The sequence below is a fragment of the Paenibacillus cymbidii genome (genome assembly GCF_004764705.1).
GTDB classification, from domain to species: Bacteria; Bacillota; Bacilli; order Paenibacillales; family NBRC-103111; genus Paenibacillus_AN; species Paenibacillus_AN cymbidii.
The window spans coordinates 291,604-310,204 of record NZ_SHLX01000003.1 but is presented as its reverse complement, the minus strand read 5'-3'; the positions used below and the strand labels follow the sequence as shown (position 1 = coordinate 310,204).

Here is an 18,601-nt window from a genome sequence, read left to right as displayed (position 1 = left end):
AGCGAACCGTTCTATCGCCCTAGTAGCGGGTAATGTCCGCTTGTATAAATTTCCGACAGGCGAAGCCTAAATCAACGACCGGGAGGCACCATCGGCAAATGGATGAATATTTTGTTGAATAGTTACGAGATAATTCTCTTTATAGTGGAAATAGGGGTAAACGACTGATGAAGCGATCGCGCCCTTGCGGGAAAGAGGTTATTTTATGGGGAGGCACCGGCCAGGCCAAAGTGTTGTGGGAATGCCTTGCCCTTGCCGGATATACGCTTGCCGCCGTGTTCGACCGCGATGAGCGGCTGACTCCTCCGGTCGCAGGCGTTCCCTTGTTTGCGAGCCATGCGTTCGATGACTGGCTGAGGCAAAGGGACGCTGACGATCCGACGCATTTTGCGATTGCCATCGGCGGCGACAAGGGGAGGGATCGCATCCGGATCCATGATGTTCTCGTTTCGAAAGGGCTTACGCCTTTGACGGTCATTCATCCCGATTCGTATTTGTCTCCGTCGGCGATCGTCGAGTCCGGCGCCCAAATTCTGGTCCGCGCCATCGTCGGAGTTCAGACCCGCATTGGCAAACAAACCATCGTGAATTCAGGCGCCATCGTCGAACATGAATGCATCGTCGGTGAAGGGGTTCATATCGGCCCGGGAGCGACGCTCGCCGGATGCGTTGAGATTGCGGATTATGCGACGATTTATACCGGTGCCGTCATTTTGCCGCGCGTGCAAATCGGACGGGGCGCAACCGTCGGAGCCGGGGCCGTCGTCACGCAAAACGTGCCTCCGCATCACGTTGTCGCCGGCAATCCATCAAGAACGATAAAGGTGGCGGAAACCGCAAATGACATCTGACGATCGGGCGTTCCATCAGCTGACAAGCGAATGGTTCCAGGAAAGCTGCAAGCGCAAATATTCGTACCGGTTTTCCTGGCTGGGCAGACCGATCATCCAGTACCCGCAGGATGTGATGGCCATGCAGGAAATTGTGTGGAAGGTCCGGCCCGATTTGATTGTCGAGACGGGGATCGCTCACGGCGGTTCATTGATTTTCCATGCCTCCTTGCTGGAACTGATGGGCGGGGACGGGCAAGTCATTGGCATTGACATCGACATACGGCAGCACAACCGGGCAGAGATCGAGCGGCATCCCATGTTCAAGCGAATTCGTCTGCTTGAGGGGTCCTCCACGGATCCAGCCGTCGTGCAGCGCATTTACGACGCGGCGAAAGGAAAGGAACGGGCGCTCGTTATTCTGGATTCTCACCACACGCATGCGCATGTGTTGCAGGAAATGCAGCTTTACTCGCCGCTTGTCGGACCGGGAAGCTATCTGATCGTCATGGATACGGTCGTGGAACATTTGCCGAAAGCGATGTTCCCGGACCGCCCATGGGGACCCGGCGATAATCCGAAGACGGCCGTTCATCAATTTCTGCGCACGAACAAGCGGTTCGTTATCGACGATGAAATGAACCGCAAATTAATGATTACCGCAGCTCCCGACGGCTACTTGAAATGCGTGGAGGAATAACAAGATGAATGCGGATCGATCCATTCCCGTGTCCGGGCCTTCTATTACCCAAAAAGAAATCGATTATGTATGCGACGCCGTCAGATGTGCTTGGTACGATCGGGCCAACACCTATAACGATCGATTCGAAACGGCGTTTGCCGCGCACATCGGGACGAAATATGCGATCTCCCTGCCGTCCTGCACATCGGCCATTCATCTCGCCTTGCTATCGCGCAACGTCGGTCCCGGAGACGAGGTAATCGTCCCGGACATTACCTGGATCGCCACGGCCGCGCCAATCTGTTACGTTGGTGCGACCCCTGTCTTTGCCGATATTGACGAACGAACCTGGTGCCTGTCGCCGGAAAGCTTCGCCATGCATGTGACGAATAAAACGAAGGCCGTCATCCCCGTTCATTTGTATGGCAATATGGCCGATATGGACCGCATTCGACAAATAGCCGCCGCATACGATATCGCAGTAATCGAGGATGCCGCTGAAGCCATCGGCAGCGAATACAAAGGCAGCAAATCAGGCTCCCTGGGACATGCCGGCGTGTTCAGTTTTCATGGCTCGAAAACGATGACGACCGGAGAAGGCGGCATGCTGGTCACGAATAGCGAAGATATTTACCGCCGCGCGCTCGTATTGCGCGATCACGGACGTTTGCCGGGAGACACGATGTTCCGGAATGAGGAGGTTGCTTATAAATACAAAATGAGCAGCCTGCAAGCCGCTCTCGGTCTGGCGCAGCTCGAACGGATCGAGGAGCTTGTGGCGATGAAACGGGAGATCTTCGCCTGGTACCTGGAGGAACTCGGATCCATACCGGGCGTGACGTTGAATCCGGACTCGCCTGATGTGCGGAACTCGTACTGGATGGTGACGGCGCTTGTGGATGCAAAATACGGGATCGACAAAGAAGCGATGATTCGGTTGCTTGCCGGCAAGCACATCCATAGCCGCCCGTTCTTTCACCCGCTAAGCTCGCTTTCCGCTTTTCGGCATTTGCCGCAAGCGGTTCGGGCACAAGAAAGCAATGTGAACAGTTACGCCATCTCACCCTACGCCTTCAACTTGCCTTCCGGTTTGACCATGACCAGGGAAACCGTTCATTATGTATGCAAGACGCTCCGCTCGATTCTTGACGTCTGAGCCGCGGGTCGAAGCCTTCCAGACGCACAAATCGGGGCAGTATGCTTCCTTCCTGCCCCTTGTGAAGCTGCTCCTCACCATGTTGGTCTACGCTGCGCGCCTACGTCTCCGCTTTCGTTTTGGCGCTTTGACCCCTGCCGGTTTCGCAGCGAACGTAACGATCGTATCCAATCGGGCCGTCTTATAACGCGAATGGATTTTCCTGGATTGCCGGCTGCGCGGGCTCTTCTTTTTTTTGGCGGCATTCCGCTTCTTTCTTTTTCTCGCCGTTTGGAGGGAGGCGGGCAACTGCGCGCGAGGCCTGTTCTTCTTCTCATCTCCCGGCACGGGGGGGATCGGCAGCGTCACGCGATCGGTTTCGTTATCCGTATCTAGTTCGTGTCCGTTTCCGCGTTGTTCATGTTCACGTTCATGTTCACGTTCACGTTCAAACTCGTTTTCGTCCGTTTCCCGCCAGCTTTGATCGTCTGCCCGTTCGATCACACGCCAATAAGCCGCGGCCACGTCGTTCCAACCGTATTCGGACGTCTTTCGTTTCAATTTGGCGCCCATCGCTTCCCGTTCCTTTTGATCGGCCAACAGCATTTTCAGCTGCCGCGCGATAGCTCCTACGTCGCCATAAGGAAAAATCATTCCCGCACCGTCGGACAAGAGCTCCAGTGAATAATCGATGGGGCTGGAAATAATGGTTTTGCCCATGCGGGCCGCATAAGTCATCGTTGCGCTGGCGAAAACGGCGTTTATTTTCCAATATGGGTTAATGTAAATGTCGGATGCGGTCAATAGCCTGATTAAATCTTGTTCCGACTGGTAACCGGAAATAAGCCGGACATGGTTATGAATGCCGTACTGATCGATGAGATCGACCAGCTTGTTGTAATAGCTATCGCCGTAAGCATGATCCGGGTGTGTGCTTCCTACGATCCAATACATAAAATCCGGGTGCTTCTCCACCACCTCCGGGATGGCTTCCAGCACGAGTTCAATGCCTTTATACGGATTCAACAGTCCGAACGTCATTGCGACGGTGCGGTTCGCAACGTTCAACTGCTTGCGGAATAATGCGCGTTCTTGCGGCAAGGCGTCCGGTGCGCCCAGCGGGATGTGCAGCGTTCTCGCTTCTGCCGCGCCGTAATCTTGCTGCAGCATCCATTTGCCCTTCTGCGTCGTCGAAACGACAAAGGCGCTTTTGCGCACAATTTCCCTGATGACAGGGGCTCTGGACGGCAGCGGGAAGTAGTCGAGCGAGTGAAACACGGTAATGACGGGTTTCTTGATCCTGTCCAGCAGGTCCACGACCCAGTTCCCGTTGTTTCCGCCGTAAAAACTGAACTCATGCTGGATGATCACAACGTCGATCGCCGTCCAATTGATCAGCCGACTCACTTTTTCGTAATCGTCGAACCGGTCCTGTCGAATCTGAATCACAACTTCCGGCAGTACCTCCTCCACCGTCTCGTTCACCAGGGAGCCGATCCAGACGTCGGTATGCTCGATTCGCGCGAGTTCCGCTGCCGTATTTTTAGCGTATTCCCCAATACCGCACTTGCGGGGGGGATATGTTGTCATCATAAAAATTCGCATAAGTTCCTTGCTCCTTATTAATGCTGGATTAAACGAGCTTCAGCTCCCTTAAGCGGGACTGAATGTGGGCACCGACAGCCCGCGGGGAATATCGGGTCGCGATCGCCTCTTTGCCGTTGTTCGCGATTTTGCTGGCCCATATCGGGTCGTCCATTATTTTTTTCATGAAATACGCCGCATGCAACAAATCCGGATCCGCCCAAAGCTGATATGCCGAATAGGGATCGGAATGGTCACCCGCGGGAACCAACTGATAATCGATGCAGCACGAATTCGATTCATCCATGAATGCGGTATTCCCCGACCATCCGGTGCCAATCACCGGCGTCCCGTGGTACATCGCTTCCGCCAAGGCCAAGCCGAAGCTTTCAGCCCGGTGAAGGGACACGAAACAATCGGCGGACCTGAGCAAGGCGTAGGTTTCATACCGATCCAGATGATGCGGCAGAAGGTGAATGTTGGGGTAATCCCCGATTCGAGCCTGCAAGCTGGCCAGCGTTTCGGGCGTACAATTGGCGGCTTTGACATAAAGCGAAGCACTCGCATGGTCCCGTGAGAAAGCCAGCTTGAACGCTTCAATCGAGGCTTCCGTATTTTTGCGTTTGGCGTCGCCGCTGCCATTGAGCATGGTCAAGAAACAAAAGCGATCGGATGGAAGATGAAAAAAAGTTTTGTCCATGTGAAGGGGACATCTGGCATCAATTGCCGGAGGTACGACCAGGACGGGAACCGGCGACTTTGTCGATATCCCGGTAGCCGCAAAGGAGCTGGGTATCCATACCTCATCGAGGTTGTGAAAAGAAGAAAGACGTTCGTCGGGAAAATCCGGGAACTCCCAGTTCCAAAAGCCGATATTGTACTGTTGCTCGAAAGGGTATTGATCCAAAGCATTCTGAAGCGCATCCGCATTCATGAGAAAAAGGTTGGTTTTGTATGCCGCCTCAAACGACTCTTGAAACGCCCAGGAATTATCTTTTTTAGGATAAAACGAGGGTTCTTCAAAATTCACCATACTGATGGGAATTTGGGCGGAGTAAAGCGACCTTGCCATGGCGCGGCAGGCTTCCCCCCTGCCCGATTCCTCATACATACAGCCGATGACGTTGACACCGCTCCTTAACGCATGAGACATCGCACACCTGCCTCCCCTGGGATCCCTACCTTTACTACGCCATGATATGTACTTGTGCCGAATAACTTATGGACTCCTGTCCCACGGACGAAAAAAATCCTGAAGCGCATCGCTTCAGGATCCATTCGGCTGTTTACGGTTCGCGGAATACCCATAGCTTGCTTCCGGCGAAATTGATCACCGTCGTGAAGCCGGTCGCCGCAATTTTGCTCGGGACCTCGGACCAAAGCAGCACGTGCTTGAACGTATACAGCAGCCCGATCGACAGCAGCAGCATGGCGCCGTTCAGCAGCGCAAACCGCCACAGCTGGCCGCGCACGGGCTCCTTGCGGTCACCGAACGTCCACAGCCGGTTGCACACGTAACTGTTGAGCATGCCGCAGCCGTACGAAATCACCTGGGCCGGGGCAAAAAACAGCCCCAGCCAGCGAAGCGCAAAGTAAACGGCCATGTCGACCAGCGTGTTGGCCACGCCGACAAGATTGAATTTGACGAATTGCCGAACTGCCGCGGACAAAGCCGGTTTGGGCAGCGGCAATGCTTGTTTGTGCCGGCTCATGCGCAGGTCCTCCTGTTGCTCCAATCTCAATTACCGCTAGAAATACCAGCCCGGTTCCCAATGCAGCCAATCGACGTAATCTTTGCTGACGGTCATGCCGGACAGCGCCGGGTAGAACAGGACGAACAGGACGAACACAAGCGCCATGTAGGCGTATACCCACTTTTTGCGGCTCGGTTTCCGGTCGACGAACACCTTCATCAGGAATACGATCGACAATACCAGGAACGGCACCATCGCAAAAAAGTGATAAATGAACGTCAGCCGCGTCACCAGCATCCACGGCACGTACTGGCTGAAAAACGCGACCAGCACGACCAGCATGCCTTTGTGCTTGAGCCGCATCGCCATAATAATCGCCAGCGGGATCGCCAGGAAGCTGAGCCACCAGATCGCCGGGTTGCCCATCGTCACGATCGTCGACGTCATGCCGGCCGGCACGGTCGACTGTCCGCCGTAAAACCAGAGCGGCTTGATCATGCCCGGCCAGTCGTACCACGGCGACCCGAACGAGTGCGTGGCGACAAGCTTGCTGTGGTAATCGTACATATCCTTCTGGTACTGGATCAGTTGGCCGATGCCTTTCTTCTCGCCCGGAACCGTCTGGTACGGAATGAACGCCGCCGAATAGATAAGCAGCGGAATGACAATGAAGAACGGCACGCACCACGCAATCGTTTTGAGCGCCAGCTTCGGAAACGTCTCGACGATCGACCGGCTGTCGTCGACGGCGGTTTGCGACTCCTTCGTCTTATGTTTGCCGCCGCGTGCCAGGAACCGTTTGGCCCCGTCGTATTCGCGGTACCGTTCGTAAAGCGCCAGGAAAAAGATAAGCGCCAACCCCGCGCCGCCGTATATGACGATCCACTTGCTCGCCGCCCCGATACCGAAAAACAACCCCGAAAGCGCCAGCGGCTTCAGCGCCTGCTTCAGCGGCACGTCGTAGAAGCTCGTCTGGTAGAAGCGCAGCATGTAATAGTACATCACCATGATGAAAAACACGCCGTACACGTCGATGGTCGAAATGCGCGTCTGCGCAAAATGCATAAAATCGAACGTCAGCAAAAATGCGGCGATGAACGCATATTCCGTTTTGCCGAACAACCTGCGGCCGAAGGCGTAGATGACCGGAATCATCGCGATGCCGAACACGGTGCCGACGATGCGCCAGCCGAACGGGTCCATGCCGAACAGCCAGATGCCGACTGCAATCAGCAGTTTGCCGAGCGGCGGATGCGTATTTTCGTACGGCTTCATGTTGTTCAGGTGCTCGAACGCCGTGCGCGCATGGTATATTTCGTCAAAATACGTGTTGTTCATGTAAGTGGGATTGCGAATGCTTTCCCCCTGCTCGTCGAACAGGTCGGCGACCGTGCCTTTCAGCCCCGGCGATACGCCGGCGTCGTCGACTGCCGCAATCGGAAGCGGCTTGTCGTTGCCTTTGGCGTAGAAGCTCAGTTCGTTCAGCGTAAAGCCTTGCGTCTCGACGGTGAAGCGCACATACCGGGCCGTCAGCGCGGCCGGCTGCGTGTTCCAGTAGAACACTTTCGTGTACGTATTCTCCACCGTTACCTTGTCGGCCCAGTTCGATTTGTCGGCGGAAAATTCGAGATTAAACTTGCCTTCACCGATGCCGCCGAAGCTGTTGATCCGCTCCAGCTCTTGCGGGGCGCCAAGGTCGACGACGAAGCTTTCGCCCGACTTGGCCGGCTGCCACGCCGTCTCCGGCGATTTCAGCGAACCGAGATGGTACATGGCAATAACGGTGTACAAGGCGACGAGAATGCCGAGCAAGGTCCAGTCTTTGCGCGTCCACGGCGGATACGGCTCCGTAACGGCCCGCAGCGGCGCCGCAGCCCGCGGCAGCCCGGATTGCACTTTGCGGGCGGCAGCCGGCGATTCGTCCTCCTCGTCGTCGACGACAGGCAAACTGCGCCCGCGCACGAGCAAATCGATCGCCGCATACACGAAGTAGATGTACAACACGACGGTGGCCAGCGAGGTCACCATCAGAATGCCGTTCATTTTGTCCAGCCAGTACACTTTGTACGTCGCGTAGGCATACACGTAGCCGACGTTGATGAAGTGCACGATGCCGAAGCCGGCGAACAGCTTCAGCATGCGCCGGTCGCGCGTAAAGATGTAGCTGAAGAGCAGCAGCAGCAGCAGCGGGAACAAGTAGCGCTCGTGCATCTTTGAGCCGAGCACGAACACCGTCGCGATCAGCGAAGCCGCCACGATAAAATACCGCCCTGCCTCGCCTTCCGCGTCCTGGCGTTTGCCGCCAAAGTAAAGCAGCGCCGACAGCGCCACGGCAGCGACGATGAAGATCGTGCCCCAGACGGAATACGGCAGGAACAGCAGCTTGATTTTTTGGTCGATGCCGTTGCCGCCGGTAAGCGCGAACAGGTTGAACGCGTTAAGCGACGCGTACGGGTACGAGCTTAGCGTCGTTTTGTACAGATCGACGATCCAGAACAACTTCTTGTGCACTGCAAACGGCAGCACAAGCACGACGAACGTCGCGGCGCCGTACAGCGCGGCAAGCGTTATGCGCCGCCAGCTGCGGGTCGCATACAGCGCGTACAGCAGCACCGGCGTAAAAATAAACCCTTGCGGCTTGATCAGCACCGTCAGCGCAAACAGCACGGCCGCCCATTCGATGCGTTTGTTCAGAATGAGCAAGATGACCGCCAGCAGCAGCAGCGTAAAAAACGAATCGATTTGCCCCCACAGCGCGGAGTTGACAAGCAGCGCGGGGCAAAACGCGTATAGCGCGGACAAGCCGAACGCCGCGCCCGGCGCGAGCCGTTTGGCGGCGATGCGGTATACGAGGAACGCGCTGGCGATATCGGCCAGCATGGCCGGCAGCTTCATCAGCAGCACCATGCCGGCGGAGCCTTGCGCCAGCGACATGCCGGCGGACAGCTTGCCAAGCACGTACAGCACATACACGTATCCCGGCGGGTAATCGGCGAACATGCCTTCCTGGTAGAAACCGCCCAGCCCGTTTTTGGCCGCCTGCACCGCCCACGCCGAAAACGTCGGCATGTCGATCTGATGGCCCGGCGACTGCGACGCCATGATGATCCGCAGCAGCAGCGCGCCGAACAGCATCGCCAGCGTGTACTGGGTCATGTAAAAGCGCGGAATGCGCTCGAATTTGTTCTGCCGCACGAGGAACAAGTAAACGATCGCGTACAGCACGAAAAAAGCGGCCGCATACAGCAGCGTCGGGAATGCCGACGGATGCGGGCCGGCGGGACCGGCGGACGATGCGGCCGGCTGCGCTTTCTGCGGCTCGAAGGAGATGACCTTCGCGCCTTTCGGCGCTCCGTCCGGCAGTTCCTCGAGCGACAGCTCGTCGAAATACGCTTTGCCCGTATTCAGGCTGCCGTAGCCGCCGAGCCGCAGCGCCACGTCGAGCTCCTTCTGCTTGCTGCCGGTTTTGCCGTACAAGGTGAGCGGCACCCACTCGCCTTTCGTATCCTTGACGTCGACCGACGTTTCCGTCACGCCCATGACGGACAAGTTGGCCCCTTTGGCCGCGCTGCCGATTCCTTCGGCTTTGACCAGGCCGGACAACTTGTACACCGTCTTCGGCTTGACAGTTACTTTTTGCACCCATTTGGCGTCGTTTGCCTGTTTGTTCTCAATCGATGCCGCCTGTGCGCCGGCATTGCCCGGCACCGCCGTTGCCGTCATGACGGAAGCGTCGCCGCCTGGCGTCCACAGATCGACGGTCCAGCCGGTCGGCGCGGTTCCTCCTCCTTGCTCGAAGCCCGGATTCACGAGCAAATTGCTTTCCGCGGCGCGTGCGGGAGCAAGCGCAAATGCCGCCGCCCACGTCAGCAGCAGCGCCAGCGCAATCGCCAGCCTCCCGGCCGCCGTCAGCCTGTTGCGATTCGATGCGTGTGTTGTCAACAACCTTTATCACCCGTTTCCCGGTTTGTGCCCAGCTTGCGACTGTCCGAAATGCCCCCTGTCCATTATGCCAAAAATAGCGAAAAAATGGTAGCCAAGGCCGTTTCACGTAAATGGACGGAGCCCCGCGGGGAATAGTTGCATGCGGGAAGCGGCCGGTCTTATTTTCCTGCTGCCCACAGATCCGACTGGAACGACAGCGCCGTATCGACATAACCGTCGCCGCCGGCGATCGCGATGTCGCTTTTGCCGTTGCCGTCCAGGTCGGCGATCAGCAATTGGGCGTTCGCTTTGCCCCAGGGGCCAAGCTGCGACAAGTAGCGGTATTCGCCGCTGGCGATGCGAATATAGACGCTGAGCGAACGCTCCTGTCCGCGCCACAGCAGCGCATCCAGCCAGCTGTCGCCGTTGAAGTCGCCGAAGCGCAGCTCGCCGCCGTCGCCGCTGATGTTGAGCGGCACTTTCGTCAGCTTCCATTCCGCTCCCGTTGCGCCCGTCTCCAGCTCAAGCTTGAAGCAGCTTGCCGTATCGCTGCGCGGCAGCCACAGGCTGTCGCCCGACGAAGGCGTTTCCCTTCCGACGGAAAGCCGCTTGTCGCCGGCCATTCTCCATTGATATGGCGGTACCGGCTGCAAGTCCGGTTGTCCCGCTCTGTACGTATACGCGTACAACTGCGTGCCGTCCCTGGCCGTGCCGGCGAGAATCGTTTCGCCGGAGGAGCCGCGCAGCGCGTACAGCTTGCTCCAGACCGGCTGGCCACTCATCGGCCAAGTGCGGTAGCGGACGAAGGAGGAGCCGCTGGAGCGATACGACTCGATCGTCCCCTCCGCCCGCCGCACCCACAGGTCGAGCTTGCCGTCGCCGTTGTCGTCGGCGAGCGCGAACAGATCGCCCTTGCGCCGCGGGATGTTCAGCCATACGGCCGGCTTGGCCGGCGTTTCGTTGCGCATGCCGCGGAACTGCCCCGCGGTCACCGTCACATTGCCGCTCGCCGGGCTCCAGACGACGATATCGCTTTGGCCGTCGCCGGTGACGTCGCCAAGCTGCAGGCTGGTTTCGCCCGTCTTCGCGCCGACGAATACGCTTGCCGCCGGCGTGAACGGCACGTAATCGAGCAGGGAATAGAACGTGTAGCCTTTATCCCGCAGCGCAAGGACCAGCTTCTGCAAATTCGTCTTCGTCCGCTGCGGGTATTCGTACACCGGCAAACCGTCGCGGAGCGTCGGCTCGCCGCTTGCGTCCAGCACCGGCTGCAACCATTTGAATTCCAGGAACGGATGGTAAAAAAACGACGCCAGCTTGTTCGTGCGGCCCAATTGATCGAGAATGAGCCGTTCGTCGCGGTTATACGGGATGTAGGACAACGGAGTCGGCACATTGACGCTGCCAAGCGTCGGCGCGCCCCAGGCAATGTTGCGTTCGGCATTCGCCGACGCGTCGCTTTGGCGCGGGTTGCCGTACCGGTTCTCATAGATCAGGCCGAACGCCGACCGAAACGTCGATTGCTGTCCGGCGGCATAATGATAGTGCGGCGCTTCCCAGAACCTGGGCATGATGCCGGCACGCTGCATAATCGCGGCCCCGGCGGCAAGCCGCTCGGCGGCGAAAGCCGCCGTCGCCGACTCCGGCACGTCCGGCACGTCGAATTCGTTGCCAATGCCCGATTCGTGCTGCCCGTCGCCCCGCCGGGTTGCGCCGACCTGATGCGTATAGCCGTGCATGCCGATCACCGCGCCGCCGTCCTGCGCCTGCTTCAGCACCTTGACGAACGATTGCGTAAACGGAGCGCCGTCGTCCAGCTGTTTGACGGTCATCGCTTTGTTTTCGGGGATATCGATCCATTTGGAAATGACGCCGATCTGGTAACGCACCTGTTCCTGCGCCAAAAAGTCGAACACCGCTCGCAGCTTGCCAAGCTGCTCGGGCGAATCGTATTGCCCGCCCGGGCCCACGTCTTCGAGCCTCAGCAGGATCCGTTTCGTTTGATTCGTTTCGCCGAGCGCCGGCAGCATATTTTCCATCAGGATCAGCACGAGCACCAGCCCGAGCGCAATCATCAGCTTGGCAGGTTTTATCATCTGCTGTCCCTCCCCGGTTCCTGCTCCGCTTGTTGCTGAAACGCTTCCATACTTCCTATTGTAGTCGGTTTCCCGCCTGTCTGCATAGCGCAAGATGCGACAGCCTCCGCCTCGTTTCGACAGCGCGCATTTCCGCGAGTATAATGGAAAAGAACATGGCAGCCAATTGGCTAGGCAGAAAGCAGGCCCATACCTATGGAACCGAAAAAATGGATTGCCGGCGCGGCGTTGACGGTCGTCGTTGCCGCCGTCGTTGCAGCGGCGTTCGTTAAAGAAGTAAGCCCGGGTTACACGGGCGCGCTGTACGATCGGGTCAACGGCAAAACGGCGGAAGGCGCCATCGAGCCCGGCTGGCATTGGATCGCCCCTTGGCGCAAGACGATCATTTACCCTTCGGCGCCGCGGACCGTCGAACTGCCCGGACCAGCGAGCAAACGCGTTTACAAGCTTCCGACCAGCGACGGTGCGGAGCTTGAGGCGGATGTGTCGTATTCGTATCATGTGGACGCGGGCAACATGGATCAGTTGATCGCGGCGTACCAAGGCCAGTCGACGAGCAAATTGGAAGCCGGCCCGCTGCGCAGCCGCCTGCTGGAAGCGATGCGCGGCGGCGCTTCGGCGTTTACGCTGGCGGAGCTGTATGGCGAAAAGCGCGAGGAAGCCGAAAACGCCATCTTGAGCCGGTTTGCTTCGGCGCTTGAACCGAGCGGCATCGTGATCGATTCGTTCGCATTCGTCGACCTGCGGCCGAATGAGTCGTATCTGTCGGCGGCGCAGGAGAAGATCAACGCGCAGCTCGCGCTGGACAAGGCCAATCTGCAGCTGGAGCAGAAGAACGCGGAAGCGGAGCAGCGCCGGGTCGAAGCGGAAAGCCTGGCCGAAAAAACGCGCATCGAAACGGCGGCCGCGGCCGATAAGCTGCGAGACGAAGCCCAGGCGGCTGCGGACAAGCTGCGCATCGATGCGGAAGGGCTGGCGGAGAAGCAGCGCATCGAAGCCGAAGCCGCTGCGGAGGTGCAGCGCATTGCAAACGAGGCCAAGGCGGATTCGCCTTGACCTCGTTTTTTCCATGTGGAATGGAGCTTACCGCCACCACTCGTTGTCGCGCGCCGCATCGGCATCGGCCCGGCCGTCATGCCAGTCGAACGATGCCGGCTCTCCGTCCAGCAACCATTGCTGCGGGCACGTATTGCCGAGCCAGTCGAGCGGCTCCGCCGGCAGCTGTTCCCGGGCCGCACGCGCGAAAGCGTCGCGCACCGCCTGCTCCTGCTCCGGCGTCAGCGAACCCGGCGCCGCCGAAACGAACAGCGGCGTGCCGCTGCCGGCAAGCAGCCGCAGCCATTCGCGGTTCAGCTCCCACGGCACGTGCGGCGTCAACCCGACGCAATCGGCATCGTGGCTGAACATCGTGCCGTGCTGCGCCATGCGGAACGCCAGCGTGTTGATGCCCATGCGGCGCGTCCGTTCCCAGGTGCGGCCGCTTGTATCGTCGCCGGTGCGCTGGATTTCGAACAGCCCGGCGGCAAGATGGCCAACCGTGTTGCAGCCGATAATCACTGCGGCTTTCGACGCTTCGGCAATGGTGCGGTACAGGCCGCGCATGATTTCCGCGGTCGTTTTGGTGCGGTCGGCGAACCCGTAAGGCAAGCCGTGCACATCGCCTTTCATTTCGAAGCCCCATAAGCCCAGCATATCGAACGTCGTAAAATCGTGCTTGATCAGCTCATAACCCCAGTCCGCCAGCGTTCCCGCCGTTTGCGCGATGTCGTCAAGCACTCCCGGCACGCTCGGGTCGAGCACATAGCCGCCGTTTGCCGTGTAGCGCACCCACGTGCGCGGCACTTCCGCTTGCGTCAGCAGCGGCCGGTACCAGATGCCGGGGCGCACGCCCCTTGCTTTCATTTCGCCGGCGAGCCCGGCCATGTCCGGGAACCGCCCGTTGCCGACCCATGGCCCGCCGTTGCAAGCGCCGCCGCCGCTGCGCTGCTGCCAGCCGTCGTCGATCACCATGTACGGCCGGTTCCCGCCTGCCGGCGCGAGCGACGCGATGAACCGCGCGTCGTTCACGATGTCGTCGTGCGAGCTGTTGCCGTACGCATAATACCAATTGTTTCCACCGTATACCGGGTGGTCGGGCAGCTTCGGCCGCTCGCACATCGCGGCGCAGAACGTGCGGGCAAACGCGTAAGGCGACTTCCCTTCCGCACTTTCCGACACAATCACTTCGGCCGCCTCCAGCAGCCGTCCGCCCAACATGGCGCCCGCGTTGCCGCAGCGCACGTCAAGCGTCAACGTGACGCCGCTTGCGTCGGCTTGCCAGCTGCACATCGCCGCCCCGCCGGTGGCGACGCCGACCCCCCAACAGCGGCTCCCGTCAGTCGCTAGGAAATACCACGGCATCACCCGCTCCGGTACGAGTCCGCGCCATTCCAAATCGCCGTAAGCCCGCTCCCAATGGTCGCCCAGCAGCCGCAGACCGCCGCCAAGCGGCAAACGCCATCGCAGCTTGATCGTGCGCACCGGCTCTGCATCGGCCGCGGCTTGCAGCCGAATCGGCATCCGGTCGCCTTGCGCTTGCGTTGCCAGCGTCAGTTCAATGCCTCCGCCGCTCCAAGCTTCGCCCGCGCTGCGTACCAATTCGCGCCAGCCCGTTTCCGTTTCCATCCAAGCCGAGTGCGGCTCTCCCATGATCGATAGCAGCAAAGATTTGCCCCTCCTCAACTTCGCATACTACAATTATAGGCATAGACGCTCCGCGCGGACGATAACCGAATCGGCCCGATTGGGCGCGGAGAAACAGCATTTTCGGACATTTGGAGGTTTAATATGGACATCTTCCCTCGCGGATTTCCGAATATGCGCGCGCAAGCCCATTTGTATGGCGCGCATTACGGCACCGTCAGCCGTCCCTGGTCATGCCCGCGGCACATCCATCCGACCATGCTTGAAATCAATTGGGTACTGGCAGGCCGCCAATCCGCCGTAGTCGACGGAACCGCCTACGAGCAGCAGCCGGGCGACGTGCTTCTGGTGCCGCCAATGGCGGTGCATGAGTACCGGCTTGCCCATGCGGATTCGTTGTCGTATTTCGTCCTCCATCTGGAATCGGATGACGAATCGTTCATGCGAGCGGCGAGGAACGCACGCGAGCTGCTGGTTCCAGCCGACTCCGCGCTTCACCTTCGGCTGGCTCCGCTGCTGCGCCGTTTGGCCGGGGCGCTTGGGGAGGAGGCTGCCGGCCGAACGGTTGTGTTCGCCGCGTTGTACGCCGTTATGGCGGAGCTGGAAAGCTTCCTGGCCGCCCATCCGCGCGACGGCTTGGCCGAACCTGCGGCGAACGAAGCGCTGGCCCGCCGCATTGCGCGGGAAATCGAGTCGGCCGTGTATGTCTCCCCCGAGCGGACACCAGAGCCCGAATCGGCGCTGATCGCCGGCATCGCCCGTAAAGTCGGCGTCAGCGAACGCCATTGCAACCGCTTGTTCCGCAAGCTGTATCGGATGCCGCCGCGCGGCTATTTGACGCTGCTGCGGCTGCAGGAAGGGATGCGCCGGCTGATTCATGAGCGCGAGCCGGTGGTAAGCATTGCGGCGGCGCTTGGCTACCAGAACGCGTTCAGCTTCAGCCGCCAGTTCAAGAAGCAAGTCGGCCTGACGCCGGCCGAATTCCGGCGCGAACGGCGGGACGAAACCTTTTACCTGACGCCGCTCAATCGCTTGTCCGACAGCAGAACGGAGCAATCGGGGCAAAGTGAAAGTTGAGCCGGTTCGCTGCTCTGCACCTCATGCCGCAAGTGTCTGTTCATTATCCCTTTGGCTCAGAACGTTCGTCGAGCCCGGGAACAGATACGCAAAGAGAATTACGTCTTAAGATGCTGCGTTTTCCGCCTGCTTCTCTTTGGCGTTTTCCATCTGTTTTATTTGCACATCCACTTTCATGGCAAGGCTGTGCAGCATGGAAGGAATCTTTTCGTTGTCGGCCTTGAAGAGCTGCTGAAATTGGGTATTCAGATCCGGATCATACATAAGCGGGCTGCCCAGGCCCACCGGCTTTACAGCGTGTTTCATCTCATCGGCAAATACGTTCTTGATTGGATCGATATCTTGATGTACCGCCTTGGCCATTGAATGGCTGGTAACGAGGTAATATTTGGCGAATTCAGCTGAAAGCTCGGTATTCGTCAAGGTCAAATAGTGAATAAAAGCCCAAGCCTCCATCGGATGTTTGCTATCCTTGGATATGCCAAACCCCGAGAAGCTTGTTGGATTGGCACGTGCCCCATCTTGAAAATGCGGTAAAGGAGCAACACCCAATTTATCCCCCAAGTTTTGCTTATAGAATGTATACGACTCCAAATTGCCGAGTGCCATCCCGGTTAGAAAATTGTTAAATTGAGTACCTGCATCTACAAAGGTCATGGGAGTTATTTTGGAGGCGTCGTCCCGGTAATAATCATTCAGCCATTGAACGGACCGCACCGCCTCGGGGCTATCCAAATACCCGACTGATGTATTCGCATCGGGCGATAATAAGCTTTTTCCGGCAGTCGCCGCCAGAATCTCCAAAATATTAGGCAGATATGGAATTGCCGAACCTCTCTCCGGAGACAGCTTTTTCGAAATTTCACGGAATTGCTCCCAGGTCCAGTCGCCTTGGGGAACCGGAATATGCGCTTTATCAAAAAAATCTTTATTATATAACACCAACAAAGGATTGGCCGCATAGGGCAATACAAGCAGCTTCCCATCCACCATCGCAGTATCGAGAATCTTCCGGTCGATATCATTTTGGGTTCCGGCCGAACGCTGCAGCGGCAGCAAATCCAACAGCATTTCTTGCTCGTTCGCAACTTCGACAGATAAGGTATCCATTGGAATAATGTCCAGGACGGGGTTTTCAGTCTCCCTTGTTTCCTCTATGTAATCGATGGTTACCGTGATGAGCGGATTTAATTCATGAAAAGCGGCAATGGATTTTTTATACAATGCGTCTGTGTCGTACAAACCCGGTGCGTTGCTATTTGGTTTTGGGAGCAATAAATGAATATTGACAGGTTCTATTTCTTTCACGGGCTGTTCTCTGCACGCGGATGCGGCAATAACTAATGGAAGCAGTAGTATGATCGGTAACCATCTCTTCTGATTCAAAAAAATACACATCCCCCATTATCATATGTAAAAAATTGTAATGCATGGGGAATTTGAAGTATACGAGCATTTTGTTTGATTTGGTGTTGAATTGTTTGATTCTATCGGATCGTTGAATGGTAGAGATGCAGCAACCCCAAGCTGTCATTGACCGTCTCTGTGTTCGCATGAAGTCTGATCGTAGGATGGACTTTCTTTCATCAACCTAAATATAGATGATTTTTCGCATATATTTTCGAAAATGAGGCTCGAATCGCGGATTCTATATGAAATTTCGCATATAATTGCTGAATTTGACGGGTGCACCCTTCAATCTGTATGATTTTTCGCATATAATTACGCTCCCTGCAGATTTCCGAAGTTAGGAACCGTCCTCGATTGCCTCCTTTTATTCCTATATGGCCTATTTCGTAGGCATCCGAACGATGAGGATCGGTGATTGCTGTTGAGCCAACGGGATACTGGGCAGACGAATACTTGAGCCGAGGGGATAACCAGCAAACGTTTGGGTCGGCGGGGTACGAAGCACCGACGTTCGATCGAGTGAACGGGATCCTGCGCCAAGAACGACGCATTCTCACTCGTTCACTCCGATCCCGCGGTCATCGCCGGCCGTGCCACGCCGTCAGCTTTCCTTCACCGCCACGATGCGGATGCGCTTGTAGTCGGCGATCCATTGGCCCGACGACGCATCGAACAAATACGGCCGAAGCAACGCTGTCATGCTTGCCGCCGCACGCTCCGCTTCGTCCTCGGAAAGCGAGTCGGTAAACACGCCGCCAAACATCTTCATCCACACCGCGATCGCATGGTCGCCGCCCTCGAGCGGCGTCGGCCGGTCGAAATGTTCGGCCGTCAGCACGCGGAAGCCGGTCCGCTCCAACAGCTGCGCATACTCGCCGATGCTCGGAAAATACCACGGAAACCGTTCCTTCGCATCCGGAAACACCTGCAGAATGGCCGAGACGATGCTCCCGACGTTGCCTTTGCCGCCAAACTCGGCGACGAACCGCCCTCCCGGGCGCAGCGCGTCCGCCACGTTGCGCACCACCGCCTCCGGACGGGTCATCCAGTGCAGCGCCGCATTCGAGAAGACGGCGTCAAAATCGCCCCGCCCCCGAAACGTATGACCGTCGGCCACTTCGAACGCCAGATGCGGAAACTTCCGCCTGGCCTCGGCAATCATGTCCGGCGACGCATCGTAACCGACCGTTTCCGCCCCTTCCGCCGCAATGCGCGCCGTCAAATCGCCCGTGCCGCAGCCGAGATCCAGGATGCATTCCCCTTTCGCCGGCTGCAGCCGGTCGAACGTATTTTGCCCCAGCTGCGATACAAATGCAAAGTTCGTATCATAGTGGCCGGGATTCCACGCCAATGGTTCCTTGTTCATCGCAATCGCCCTCTTTTCCGCTCGTGATGGCTTTATTATGCCTTTGCCCCCTCTATACGTCCAATATATAAATACAACTGTAATTATAGTTATTTCCTATCAACAATCCGCAGCGAATTGG

General features: G+C 57.8%; 14 protein-coding genes. 6 read left to right on the top strand and 8 right to left on the bottom strand.

The features are described 5' to 3' along the window. The first annotated feature begins 167 nt into the window (after positions 1 to 167). Genes EXY20_RS06620 through EXY20_RS06610 form a run of 3 tightly spaced genes read left to right on the top strand, consistent with a single transcriptional unit; the run spans position 168 to position 2,668 of the window. Positions 168 to 851 (top strand): NeuD/PglB/VioB family sugar acetyltransferase, encoded by a 684-nt coding sequence (locus tag EXY20_RS06620; protein WP_135548938.1) that lies wholly within the window; start codon positions 168 to 170, stop codon positions 849 to 851. After that, entirely contained in the window at positions 841 to 1,530 is a 690-nt protein-coding gene (locus tag EXY20_RS06615) for a cephalosporin hydroxylase family protein (protein ID WP_135548936.1), read from the top strand. Before EXY20_RS06620 ends, EXY20_RS06615 begins: the two co-directional genes overlap by 11 nt. Before the next feature lie 4 nt (positions 1,531 to 1,534). After that, positions 1,535 to 2,668, top strand: a complete 1,134-nt coding sequence (locus EXY20_RS06610; RefSeq protein WP_135548934.1) for a DegT/DnrJ/EryC1/StrS family aminotransferase — start codon at positions 1,535 to 1,537, stop codon at positions 2,666 to 2,668. Positions 2,669 to 2,755: 87 nt separating this feature from the next. Here EXY20_RS06610 and EXY20_RS06605 read toward each other — a convergent pair whose 3' ends face one another. After that, positions 2,756 to 3,817: a glycosyltransferase gene (locus tag EXY20_RS06605; protein WP_167859034.1), complete on the bottom strand. Its 1,062-nt coding sequence runs from the start codon at positions 3,815 to 3,817 to the stop codon at positions 2,756 to 2,758. 99 nt (positions 3,818 to 3,916) lie between these two features. On the opposite strand from EXY20_RS06605, the gene EXY20_RS38810 reads away from it, so the two are divergent. After that, positions 3,917 to 4,273, top strand: a complete 357-nt coding sequence (locus tag EXY20_RS38810; protein ID WP_167859033.1) for a hypothetical protein — start codon at positions 3,917 to 3,919, stop codon at positions 4,271 to 4,273. Between the two features lie 7 nt (positions 4,274 to 4,280). Here the strand turns inward: EXY20_RS38810 and EXY20_RS06600 are convergent, their stop codons facing one another. From EXY20_RS06600 to EXY20_RS06585, 4 genes are all read right to left on the bottom strand, one after another. Further along, entirely contained in the window at positions 4,281 to 5,384 is a 1,104-nt protein-coding gene (locus EXY20_RS06600) for a glycosyltransferase family 4 protein (RefSeq protein ID WP_135548930.1), read from the bottom strand. A gap of 133 nt (positions 5,385 to 5,517) precedes the next feature. Beyond that, complete coding sequence (locus tag EXY20_RS06595; protein ID WP_135548928.1) at positions 5,518 to 5,943, bottom strand: GtrA family protein; 426 nt, start codon at positions 5,941 to 5,943, stop codon at positions 5,518 to 5,520. Positions 5,944 to 5,979: 36 nt separating this feature from the next. Next, positions 5,980 to 9,867: a glycosyltransferase family 39 protein gene (locus tag EXY20_RS06590; protein ID WP_135548926.1), complete on the bottom strand. Its 3,888-nt coding sequence runs from the start codon at positions 9,865 to 9,867 to the stop codon at positions 5,980 to 5,982. Positions 9,868 to 10,028: 161 nt separating this feature from the next. Continuing rightward, entirely contained in the window at positions 10,029 to 11,945 is a 1,917-nt protein-coding gene (locus tag EXY20_RS06585; protein WP_167859032.1) for a DUF2334 domain-containing protein, read from the bottom strand. 195 nt (positions 11,946 to 12,140) lie between these two features. On the opposite strand from EXY20_RS06585, the gene EXY20_RS06580 reads away from it, so the two are divergent. Continuing rightward, the gene (locus tag EXY20_RS06580) at positions 12,141 to 13,001 is read left to right on the top strand and encodes an SPFH domain-containing protein (protein WP_135548922.1); all 861 of its coding nucleotides are present in this window, start codon (positions 12,141 to 12,143) and stop codon (positions 12,999 to 13,001) included. 27 nt (positions 13,002 to 13,028) lie between these two features. Here EXY20_RS06580 and EXY20_RS06575 read toward each other — a convergent pair whose 3' ends face one another. Beyond that, on the bottom strand, positions 13,029 to 14,648 hold the full coding sequence (locus EXY20_RS06575; protein ID WP_235885385.1) for an alpha-amylase family protein: 1,620 nt from the start codon (positions 14,646 to 14,648) through the stop codon (positions 13,029 to 13,031). Between the two features lie 123 nt (positions 14,649 to 14,771). Between EXY20_RS06575 and EXY20_RS06570 the strand changes: the two genes are divergently transcribed. Continuing rightward, positions 14,772 to 15,704 (top strand): helix-turn-helix domain-containing protein, encoded by a 933-nt coding sequence (locus EXY20_RS06570; RefSeq protein ID WP_135548920.1) that lies wholly within the window; start codon positions 14,772 to 14,774, stop codon positions 15,702 to 15,704. Between the two features lie 105 nt (positions 15,705 to 15,809). Here the strand turns inward: EXY20_RS06570 and EXY20_RS06565 are convergent, their stop codons facing one another. Together EXY20_RS06565 and EXY20_RS06560 are read right to left on the bottom strand one after the other, a co-directional pair. Then, a complete protein-coding gene (locus EXY20_RS06565) occupies positions 15,810 to 17,012 on the bottom strand; it encodes an extracellular solute-binding protein (protein WP_167859031.1) in 1,203 nt (400 codons plus the stop codon). Between the two features lie 703 nt (positions 17,013 to 17,715). Continuing rightward, the gene (locus EXY20_RS06560) at positions 17,716 to 18,480 is read right to left on the bottom strand and encodes a methyltransferase domain-containing protein (RefSeq protein WP_135548916.1); all 765 of its coding nucleotides are present in this window, start codon (positions 18,478 to 18,480) and stop codon (positions 17,716 to 17,718) included. Between the last annotated feature and the right edge of the window lie 121 nt (positions 18,481 to 18,601).